Source organism: Microvirga sp. P4_A5, from assembly GCF_056402495.1.
Genome location: NZ_JBFUHH010000148.1, coordinates 1 through 7,286 on the forward strand (window position 1 = coordinate 1; position 7,286 = coordinate 7,286).

Consider the following 7,286-nt stretch of genomic DNA (forward strand, 5'->3'; position numbering starts at 1 on the left):
GGCTTCTATCTCTTCTCACTCCCGGCCTATATTGCTCTCAAGAACTGGATGCTGCTGACGGTCAGCTTGAGTATTCTCGTCGCCGGAGCCGTCTACTGGACGCGTGACCATATCGAATTTGACGGCCAAAGCCTGACGATATCTCCGGCCGCCATCGCTCATGGCTCCGCTTTGCTCGGTGCCTTCTTCGCCGTGAAAGCGTGGTCCTACGGACTGGACCGCTATTTCCTGCTGTACGGCGACAATGGCGTCGTGGTGGGTGCAAGCTACACGGACACGCACGTTGTGCTGCCCGTCCTCTGGGTGCTCATCGGGCTTGCGGTCATTGCAGCTCTCATGTCTTGGGGCAACCTGTGGGCCCGCACATACAGGCTTCCCCTAGCGGCGGCGGTGCTGGTCTTCGGAGGCGCCCTTTTAGGCTCAGATTGTAAGCGAGATACCAGCGCACGCACAGCAGGATTACCGACCGGTCGAATTGCCTGCCCTTGAACATCTTGCTTCATCCTCTCCTGCCAGCGCAGGCCATAGCCCCGTGCGACATAACCGTCTGGAGCGCCTCACCGCCACGCTCGACAGTTGGTCGCGAGTTCTTCCTCTGTTGCCGGCCTGAAGCGGTAATGCCTCGCAGCATACGTTTCAAACCAATGCGCGTCTTCCATTGCTCTAATCCCCGCATGCCGCGCGGGGATCAGGGTGGAAGTCGAGCGTCAATCAGGATGAGGTGAGTCGCCGCTGTCGCTCCGCAGGAGGGCTTAAGCCCAACCGGAGGGGCGACAGTGGCGACGGCGCGATCCGTCAGGACCGCATCGTCTGGCCGTCGCGGCCGGCCGGATAAGGATGGGATTCTTCACGACCAAATGAGGAACCCTGGAGTTGCCCCTGTTTGACCGGACAGTCCGCTATTGCGCCTGAGCTCGGATGAACTCCCTTGGGGAGCGCATTCGGAGCCCTGAATGAGGATGGTTATCGTTGTAGTCGTTGAACCATCCGGTGATCTGCCGGAGTGCCGCAATGGCATCCGGCAATGGGTTGACGCGAACGTAGTCGCGCTTGAAGCTTTTCACGAAGCTCTCGGCCATGCCATTTGACTCCGGGCTCTGGACCGGCGTGAAGCAGGGCACAAGATTGAGCGCCACGGCGAAGTCGCGTGTCTCCCTGGCGGTATAGGGGCTGCCGTTGTCGGTGAGCCATTCGATGGGCTGCGGCGCCCGCAGGACGGCGCAGCGCTTCTCGACCGCCTCCAGCATCATGTCGCGGACCATGCCGCCGCTGATGCCGGAACCGACGACAGCGTGCCAGGCAATGATCTCGCGGTCGTGGGCATCGATGATGAAGGCGGCCCTGACGATCTCGCCGTTCCAGCAGGTGAACTCGAAGCCGTCCGAGCACCAGCGGAGGTTCGAGCGCATGACGACGACCTTACCGTCATGAACACGGCTCGTCCTGCGACCGGTATGCTTTGCGAGCAGCATGGCGTTCTGCCGCATGATCCGGAAGACGCGCTTGTGGTTGACTGGCGGGTTAGCCGCCTTGGCTAATTCGCGGTTCGCCATCGCCGTGATACGCCGATAGCCATAGGTCGGCCGCTCATCGACGAGGCGGCGGATCAGCGGCAGCAGGCCATCGTCGTCGGCCTTGCGATAGGCTCCCCGCGACTTTCGATCTCGATGAACACGATCGTGCAAATGGGAGCGGGCGACCCCGAGTGTCTCGGCGACGGTCTTCATCGGGAACCGTCCCGAAGCCGCGACAAGAGCTGCAAGTTCGGTTTTTTTGACTCCGATTTGGCCAGAGCCTCCTTGAGGATCTCGACCTCCATGGTCTTGCGGCAAAGAAGCCGTTCGAGATCGCGCACGCGCTCCTCAAGCCGGCGGACCTCGGAACCGCCGACCACTAAGTTCATCCGATCCCACTGGTCCTGGGCTCACACGTGCGCGACCTTCGAGGTGCGCAATCCGGCGACCGGGGAGGTCCTCGCCCGCGTCGCCGACCTTGCCGCCGCCGAACCTCGATCTCCAAGCCGGGATGTTTGAAGCTGTTCGATAAGCTCGGAGAGCGTGACCTCATCAACCGTATGCGGATCGCAACCGGCCCCGCACATTGATCGCGTGCGGGGCCGCCGACGTTAGGCAACCAGGAAACCAGCACTAACCGGGTCGGTACGATCAATGACCCAGGTTGCTGTGCCCAGTAGACCAGCTTTTCCCTTCACAGTGGGGCGGACGGCCCTGGTGCCATTCAGGCTGGTCTCACCAACGAGACAGCCCTCGAAGGTGCCACTACCGATTAATCCCTCCGACGTGATCGTCTCATGGAGCTTGAGCTTTCCGCGGGCTTCGAACATGGCCATCATGGCGCTGGTTCCTGTACCGCCGGGGGAGCGGTCCAACTGTCCAGCAGAGAAAACATGGACATTCTTATAGAAGGCGCCCTCAATCGTGGGTTCGTGCCAGAACGTCATAAAATTGAAATTGTTGATGTGAGCCGAGGCCGGGTGCTGGATTGCCACCTTCTCTCTGAGCTGCTCCCTCGCAATTACGCCTAGGCGGGAAAACTCGGACCCGTTCTCGGCAGAGATGCGAAGTGTCGTGCCACGCAGATCAATAATTCCAAAATAGTTGCCTCCCCAGACTATGTCCGCCTTTAGCTGTCCGACGCCAGGGAGCTCGAAAGGGACGTCCTGCGCCGCTACATAAGCTGGCACATTCTCAAAGCGGGTCCACAGGACGTTGTCACCCTCGTTGGCAACTTCAGCGACTACAAGGCCAGCGGTCGTCTCGAACCGGATCGTCGTGCGTCCATTGTTGCCCCTTTTAACCAGACCGCGCGCAACCATCGCCATCCCGACCGCAATAGTGCCATGTCCGCACGTGTGTGAGTACTGTGTCCCATCAATATATATAAGACCGGCATCGAATTCCGGGCTCGAAGGTGGCGTGAGGAACACTCCAAACATGTCGTTGTGCCCACGAGGCTCACGCATCAGTGCACAGCGCAGCCAATCATAATTTTCTTCAGAAAGCGCCGCTTCTCGAGGATATCTGAGCCAGCTGGGTACGGAATGCCGCTGTGAATAATGCAGAGGGGTTCGCCCTCCGTATGTGTATAGATGACGTCGAAGATATCTTGCTGACGCATGTAACGTCTCCCTTTATCAAGTTTTTCTCAGTTGCGCTCGGACAGAATGTCGAGGCCGATTGTGAGCTCGAGAACGATGATGATTGCTACTGCCGCGACTATAATGGTTATCGATGAAACGGCGGCGATAGTTGGATCTATCGAATACGGGACGTAGTTGAAGAGCTTTACGGGGATCGTGGTTAGCTCAGCGGTAGTGTTAAAAATGCTGCGTTCTACATTAATCCAGGACGATATGAAGGCAAAGATTGCTCCGCTTACTATGCCGCTTCGGATCAACGGAAGAGTGACAAGCCGGAAAGCCGTGAAAGGGCTTGCCCCGAGGTCAGCGGAGGCATCCTCAAGGGTGGACTGGTCCTCAGTTAATTGAGGAAGCACGGTCCGAAGGATGAATGGTATGATGATGACGACATGCCCAACCAGAAGGGCTGCAAAACTCCGGGTCAAGCCGATCGCAGTACCGTACTGCAAAAGTGCAGCACCCAGCACAACGTGCGGCAAGATCAAGGGGGACATCAGAAACGACGTCAGAAAAGTCTTTCCCGGAAATGAGTAGCGCGCGATCGCGATGCAGGCGGGCACTGCTAACACTACTGCGACGATAGTAGCCCCCGTCGCGAGGAGGGTACTYATCAAAAAGGCGTTCACATAAGATTGGTCTCCCAGCATTATGCCGTACCAGGAAACCGTCAAGCCAACGGGCGGAAATGCCAGGAAGCTTGTGGTCGTCATCGAAGACCCAATGATGACAATCAGAGGGAGAGCGAGATAGCCAAGCGCCACAAAGGCCCCAATTCGGATGAGAGCAATTATCATATCACTGTCCCTTGCCGAAACGGCCAGCGATTGCGACAAGGACAAGCGTCAGCACGAGCAGTGTTATGCTTAGTGCTCCCCCATAGTTGAAATCAAACACAGTACTGTATTGTTGGAAAATGAGCATTGAGAAGACGGTGATCCTGCCGCCGCTCAGAAGGGCAGGGGTCACGTACGCACTGACGGCTAGGGTAAATACCATGATGCCACCAGCCATAAGACCTGGCAGGCTCAGTGGAAACGTGATGTTCCAGAAGGTCGCTGCAGGCCGAGCACCAAGATCGGCTGAGGCTCGCTCCAATGTCATGTCAACTTTCGCGAGCGCGTTCCCAACCGACAGAACGATGAACGGAAGCAGGATGTAAACCAGTCCGATCAATATCCCGAGCTCGGTGCCAATGAACCGTATAGGTCTATCGACGAGTCCGCTGGACACCAGTGACTCGTTGATTAAGCCGTTGCGTCCAAGCAGGACCATCCAGCCAAATGAGCGAACTATATTGCTCGTGAAGAGAGGAATGACGAGAAGTATGACGCATACGCGTCTTAATGGCCGCCATGAGACCACGCGGACAAGATACCACGCAAGAGGATAGCCCAGGAGAACACTAACGAGCGTTGTGAGCACCGCAATCCGAAACGTGACCCACAAAACATCCCAGTGATATTGATCCAAAAGTATTCGTGCATAATTCGCGGAAGTCACCTCACCGCTTGAATTGGTCAGGCTCGCGAGCGCCGCGACTATCATCGAAAAAATGTAAAACCCGATGAAAAATGCGACGGGTAGGGCCACGAGCGGAAGAACTGAGCGGCTAAAACGAACGCTCATGAGCCCAAATCCGCGATCAGATGGAGACGCTCTGGCCTATAGCCCGCAGTGACAGGGGAACCCGCCCTCAACGCGATCGGTAAATCTCCCGATATGCGGCATGAAAGCGAAGTGCCGTTCGCGCGCATATTGACCAAGGTGTAACTCCCAACGCCGATAACATCCTCGACGATCGCCTGGACCGTTGAAAAGCCCGCCGTTTCGGGAGCTTGCAGAAGATAGACATCTTCCGGCCGCAAAACTGCTGTAGCGCGTGTTCTGGAAGGAAGATCGCCCCGATCAAGCGAAAGCGAACCAAGCTCCGGCTGGAGGCGGCCGTCGGCCCTCGGTGAGCATGCTATGAGATTTGCATCTCCAATAAAGTCAGCGACAAACCTCGTCGCGGGGGCGCGATAAATCTCGGCGCCTGTCCCAATCTGTTCAATCCTGCCGTTGTTCATCACTACGACCCGGTCGGCCATAGTAAGGGCCTCTTCCTGGTCGTGTGTGACAAAAACAAATGCGATTCCGAGCTTCGCCTGAATGTGCTTGAGTTCGATCTGAACCTGCTTCCTGAGTTTTAGATCAAGAGCACTAAGGGGCTCATCAAGAAGAAGGAGAAGCGGCTTGTTTACTATCGCCCTTGCAAGAGCCACACGTTGCTGCTGTCCTCCTGAGAGTTCTCTGGGAAATCGATGGCTATAACCGGACAGCCCCACAAGTTCGAGAGCTTCTCAAGCGCGCCTTTCGGCTTCGCCCGTCGCAATACCCTTTCGGCGGGGGCCGTATGCGACGTTGTCGATCACGCGCATGTGAGGAAACAACGCGTAGTTTTGGAACACCGTGTTGAGGGTCGACGGTAGGGTGGAAGTTTCGTCACATCCTCCCCCGAAAGTCGGATGGACCCCTCCTCGGGGGTAAGAAACCCGGCGATACAGCGCAGTAGAGTGGTCTTGCCACAGCCTGAGGGACCGAGCAACGCAACGAATTCCCCGCTCCCAACCTCAAGCGAAACATTCGATAAGGCCGCTTGCCCTCCGAAACGCTTCGACAACGAATTTATGGATAGGAGCGAGGTTTCCATAGCGTCACCAGCAACCCTTCTGATGGATAGGCTTACTTGCGCGCGATCTCGCGGTTTCAGAGATCGACAATCTGGCCCCGTCGGCTGTTGACTAGGTTGCAGTCAAAAAGCTGGAGGTCTTTTACCGAGCCCCTCTCGCCCCAGGGAAGCTTGCGAGCCGCCTCAGGTTTTACCACGACGCCCTTGATCGACGGACCGAGGTAAAGCTTTTCTGCAAGACATGCAGAAGCCTCGGATGTCAGCGCCTGATTGATGAATTTTTCGGCCGCTTCCTTTTTGCGGGTTCCCTTAACCAAGTGAAGGCGGGCATCTGTCGCCCAAGCACCCTACTTGGGAACGGCGAACGCAATGGGCAGGCCCTTATCCGCAAGATCCCAAGCACCTACGTTAAAGTGAGCTCCGACGATTGCCTCGCCACTTTGAAACGCGTTTGTCGCGGCTCCCGACGAGTCGTAATAGAACGCAGCCTTAAGGTCCTTAATCTGCTTGAACGTTGCCGGAAGGTCATCGGCAGGTACGTTCCAGATCTTAGAAAGGAACATCACGAAAGGCACGCCGGATGAATTTGAGGGAGACGGGATAGTTACCGCATCCTCGAATTCGACTTTCCACAAGTCGTTCCAGGAGGTGGGTGCCTGCTTTACTTTTTGGGTGTTATAGGCGATTCCTAACGAATAATAGCCAGTCCCAACTGTATACACGGTTTCTGCTGTCTTATAGATTGCTTCGGGGACAACGTTACCGAGGTTAGGCAGATTATTTCCACCAATATTGTCCAAAACGTCGGCAGCAAGCGCGAGCTCGCTAATGCCGCAATCCATCCACGCTACGTCAATAGTAGGAGAGCTCTTTTGCTGCTGAAGCTTGGAAAGGGTAACGGTCGATGTGCCTATCTCTGGAGAAACCGTAATCCCCGTCGCTTTCGTAAATGGCTCCGCAACACAGGCACGGAAGGCATTGCCCCAGTTGCCGCCATACCACGCAACGGTGATAGACGACTGCTGTGCGAACGCCGCGGGGGCAAGAGCGGTAAGCGCGAAGGCATAAACGCCGAGAGCTTTAATGCGTGCCATTGTGGTTCCATCCCTGTTTGATCGTGTCCGAGCCGATCTGCCCGCCATGTTCGCCACACTACGGAACTTTTCGATAGAACGAATCAGCCGGATTGTTGAATATTTCCGACATGAGGACCCCGGACCAAACATCTGAGCGCCGATCTGGACTTGCAGTAGCGCCAAGCAATGCAATAAAATTGCGCGTCGGATTCGTACTGTTAGACCAGTTTACGCTCGCGGCGTTCTCTGGCCTTATTGACGCGCTTCGACTTGCCGCCGACCACGGAGGACGCAGTCGTCAGGTGCTTGCCAGTTGGGACGTGATGAGTCTCGGCGGTAGTCCTCGGTATTCAAGCTGTGGCGTAATGGTGACCCCTAATAT

General features: G+C 56.5%; 8 protein-coding genes and 4 pseudogenes. 1 reads left to right on the forward strand and 11 read right to left on the reverse strand.

All coding sequences use genetic code 11. The annotated features are described in order from the left end of the window. Nucleotides 1–48: 48 nt before the first annotated feature. Nucleotides 49–354, forward strand: a pseudogene (locus AC1DVM_RS21945) (UPF0182 family protein); the annotation flags it as partial. A 58-nt stretch (nt 355–412) separates the two neighbouring features. Here the strand turns inward: AC1DVM_RS21945 and AC1DVM_RS21950 are convergent. The 11 genes and pseudogenes from AC1DVM_RS21950 to AC1DVM_RS22000 form a co-directional block, all read right to left on the reverse strand. After that, nucleotides 413–493, reverse strand: a pseudogene (locus AC1DVM_RS21950) (IS6 family transposase); the annotation flags it as partial. Between the two features lie 406 nt (nt 494–899). After that, nucleotides 900–1,894 (reverse strand): annotated as a pseudogene (locus AC1DVM_RS21955) (IS3 family transposase); the annotation flags it as partial. Between the two features lie 231 nt (nt 1,895–2,125). Further along, complete coding sequence (locus tag AC1DVM_RS21960; protein ID WP_477258062.1) at nt 2,126–2,983, reverse strand: proline racemase family protein; 858 nt, start codon at nt 2,981–2,983, stop codon at nt 2,126–2,128. Continuing rightward, nucleotides 2,983–3,138: a hypothetical protein gene (locus AC1DVM_RS21965; RefSeq protein WP_477258064.1), complete on the reverse strand. Its 156-nt coding sequence runs from the start codon at nt 3,136–3,138 to the stop codon at nt 2,983–2,985. Before AC1DVM_RS21965 ends, AC1DVM_RS21960 begins: the two co-directional genes overlap by 1 nt. A gap of 27 nt (nt 3,139–3,165) precedes the next feature. Next, on the reverse strand, nt 3,166–3,954 hold the full coding sequence (locus tag AC1DVM_RS21970) for an ABC transporter permease (RefSeq protein WP_477258066.1): 789 nt from the start codon (nt 3,952–3,954) through the stop codon (nt 3,166–3,168). Nucleotide 3,955: 1 nt separating this feature from the next. Next, the gene (locus AC1DVM_RS21975) at nt 3,956–4,786 is read right to left on the reverse strand and encodes an ABC transporter permease (protein ID WP_477258068.1); all 831 of its coding nucleotides are present in this window, start codon (nt 4,784–4,786) and stop codon (nt 3,956–3,958) included. Then, a complete protein-coding gene (locus AC1DVM_RS21980; protein WP_477258076.1) occupies nt 4,783–5,421 on the reverse strand; it encodes an ABC transporter ATP-binding protein in 639 nt (212 codons plus the stop codon). The genes AC1DVM_RS21975 and AC1DVM_RS21980 overlap by 4 nt, the downstream gene beginning before the upstream one ends. Beyond that, nucleotides 5,422–5,484: pseudogene (locus tag AC1DVM_RS21985) on the reverse strand (hypothetical protein); the annotation flags it as partial. It abuts the gene before it with no gap. A gap of 83 nt (nt 5,485–5,567) precedes the next feature. Then, nucleotides 5,568–5,849: an ATP-binding cassette domain-containing protein gene (locus tag AC1DVM_RS21990; protein WP_477258070.1), complete on the reverse strand. Its 282-nt coding sequence runs from the start codon at nt 5,847–5,849 to the stop codon at nt 5,568–5,570. 56 nt (nt 5,850–5,905) lie between these two features. After that, nucleotides 5,906–6,145: a hypothetical protein gene (locus AC1DVM_RS21995; protein ID WP_477258072.1), complete on the reverse strand. Its 240-nt coding sequence runs from the start codon at nt 6,143–6,145 to the stop codon at nt 5,906–5,908. A 30-nt stretch (nt 6,146–6,175) separates the two neighbouring features. Further along, nucleotides 6,176–6,922, reverse strand: coding sequence for an extracellular solute-binding protein (locus tag AC1DVM_RS22000; RefSeq protein WP_477258074.1), 747 nt, complete (start codon nt 6,920–6,922; stop codon nt 6,176–6,178). Nucleotides 6,923–7,286 lie beyond the last annotated feature (364 nt).

Coding starts and splice junctions, on each gene's coding strand:
- AC1DVM_RS21960 (WP_477258062.1), bottom strand. CDS start 2,983: ATGCGTGAGCCTCGTGGGCACAACGACATGTTTGGAGTGTTCCTCACG.
- AC1DVM_RS21965 (WP_477258064.1), bottom strand. CDS start 3,138: ATGCGTCAGCAAGATATCTTCGACGTCATCTATACACATACGGAGGGC.
- AC1DVM_RS21975 (WP_477258068.1), bottom strand. CDS start 4,786: ATGAGCGTTCGTTTTAGCCGCTCAGTTCTTCCGCTCGTGGCCCTACCC.
- AC1DVM_RS21990 (WP_477258070.1), bottom strand. CDS start 5,849: ATGGAAACCTCGCTCCTATCCATAAATTCGTTGTCGAAGCGTTTCGGA.
- AC1DVM_RS22000 (WP_477258074.1), bottom strand. CDS start 6,922: ATGGCACGCATTAAAGCTCTCGGCGTTTATGCCTTCGCGCTTACCGCT.